The sequence below is a fragment of the Sciscionella sediminilitoris genome (assembly GCF_000737195.2).
Classification (GTDB): Bacteria; Actinomycetota; Actinomycetes; order Mycobacteriales; family Pseudonocardiaceae; genus Sciscionella; species Sciscionella sediminilitoris.
Window position 1 is genome coordinate 1 of the sequence record NZ_JALM01000172.1, and the last position, 1,989, is coordinate 1,989.

2 protein-coding genes are annotated in these 1,989 nt (G+C 61.3%); both read left to right on the forward strand.

Features of this window, described 5'->3' with window-relative positions:
- The first annotated feature begins 405 nt into the window (after positions 1–405).
- The gene (locus tag AD72_RS34810) at positions 406–1,068 is read left to right on the forward strand and encodes a TetR/AcrR family transcriptional regulator (RefSeq protein ID WP_156365527.1); all 663 of its coding nucleotides are present in this window, start codon (positions 406–408) and stop codon (positions 1,066–1,068) included.
- Positions 1,069–1,447: 379 nt separating this feature from the next.
- Positions 1,448–1,618, forward strand: a complete 171-nt coding sequence (locus AD72_RS37020; protein ID WP_156365528.1) for a hypothetical protein — start codon at positions 1,448–1,450, stop codon at positions 1,616–1,618.
- Positions 1,619–1,989 lie beyond the last annotated feature (371 nt).

Genomic DNA, 1,989 nt, shown 5'->3' on the forward strand with positions numbered 1-1,989 from the left:
GCATGCAGGATGCAGTAAAGTCAATCCTTCTCATGCGTCCAGATTCCCGCCATCGCAACGATAAGGTGCTCATCCAGCGGTGATCGGTTATGGTTTGTATTGAATACAGATTCTTTGGCTGCTGCTGGCTGTCCCCTCCACGAAAGCGGGTGCAGCTTGCCTGTGCCAGTGGTCTTGGTGGCGTCCTGGCGCTTGGTGGCTGTGTCGAGATGTCACAGTTGCCCAGGTCCGGTTCGCCCGATCCACGTCCTGGTTGGTGTCGTTCTGCGAGTTGGTCATCGCGTCCGTAGGCTGTGTCTTGGAATTGCAGCCACGGGTCTCGACGGGCAGATTTCACGCGAAGGGGTGGGTCCGCGCTGTTGAGTCTACTGGGCGTGGTCAGTCTTGTGGAGGGGACAGGTTGTCGTGAGCGAGAGTGATGATGGCCGTGTCCGGCGCTGGGCGGGTCAGCGGGCGAAGCGGCGGGAAGCCCTGATGCGGGGTGGGCTGGCCGCGGTTGCCGAGTACGGGGCGGGGACCACGGCCGAGCGGATCGCGGACCATGCGAACGTGCGGAGACCGCAGTTGTACCGCTATTTCACCGACACCACCGAGTTGCACGAGGCACTCGTGGCGTACATCGGGGAACTGCTGACCGAGCGTCTGGCCGAGGCATTGATCGTTGGGGGGGACTCGGCGGCTGAGCTGATCGACCGCGCTGTTGGCGTGTTTGTCGACTGGCTGCTGGCCCACTGGAATTGGTATGACTACGTGATTGCCAGGTCGCAGGACGGGGTGGCTGCAGGGGTGCGGACCGGGATCGGAGCCAGCGTGTGCAAGCTGCTTATCGGGTACGGCTCGGTGTACGGGGGCGATCTACGGATGGCAGAACCGTGTGCCTTCGCTCTTGTCAGCATGGTCGAATCCGCGACGAGTCGCTGGCTGGCCAACCCCGGCGAAATCACCAGGGACGAGCTGGTCGCACAGCTTGCCGGGTGGTGCTGGGGGGTGATTGAGCAACTACTTGCCGCGCAGAGGGTTTCGATCGACCCGGACTGCCCGTTACCCCCACTGACGGTGTCTTCCTGACTGATCTTTCGTGCTCTGCTTGTTGACTACTCCTTTCGGATTAGTGTTACAGTTCTGTCCCTCTAACTCGGACGGGGAGTCAGAGACGGGTCGCGAAGGCTTCGGGAGCAGCCTCCGCGTCCCGGAACGGGGAGTCGAAGAAAGGCTGGATCGATGGCGCTACCTGTGCGTGGGCCAGAGACGATGGCAACATTACCGACAATCAAACATTATCCGAGATTGTGCGGACTAGAACTGCATAGTCTCGCTCGCGCGCTGTCATATCACTGCTCGCGATGCGGTGGTGCCTGCGTCTCGAGCATGGTCGCAGTCACCGAGGAGCAAGTCCCGGTCTGTCCGGAATGCTTCGCCGAACGGCTTCGCACGGTCGGGGTGCGCGATGGCTGAGTCGAAGCAGACTACTGATGTGGAGCAGACCGAGAACTGGCTGGCCGAGCAGATTGGTTGGTTGGACGAAGAGGCAGAGGAGGCACGGCAGCGCATCGTCTTCATATACGACGAGGCGGTTACCGGGATCCGTGAGTGCGCAGTCGAAACGCCCACCGAGTGACTCACCGGTTGCCTCACGGGGTGAGGTGAATCGCCTCATCCTCCGCCTGGACCATCAGATCGCTGCCGAGCTTGATGAGTCATGCTAGCGGTGATGAACTGCCTGACTTACAGGGTTCAGTGCTCCAGGGCGCGCAGGTTGGGCATGGGGACCTCCTGCCATAGGGGCGCCAGTCGATAGCGCCCTCAGGGAACGGTCACCACCTCAGTGTCGTTTGCTGTGAGCGTGGGGCCGTTTGAGGTTGTGTTGGCTGCAAGTGGTCACTGCTGCAACCGTCCCCGAAAATGCCGAACTGGGACGCCCCAGCCTAACGATTCACCCAACTGGTGACCGCAACACAAGGCAAACCTTGGGGTCTGCTGCAAGATCAG

Coding starts and splice junctions, on each gene's coding strand:
- AD72_RS37020 (WP_156365528.1), top strand. CDS start 1,448: ATGGCTGAGTCGAAGCAGACTACTGATGTGGAGCAGACCGAGAACTGG.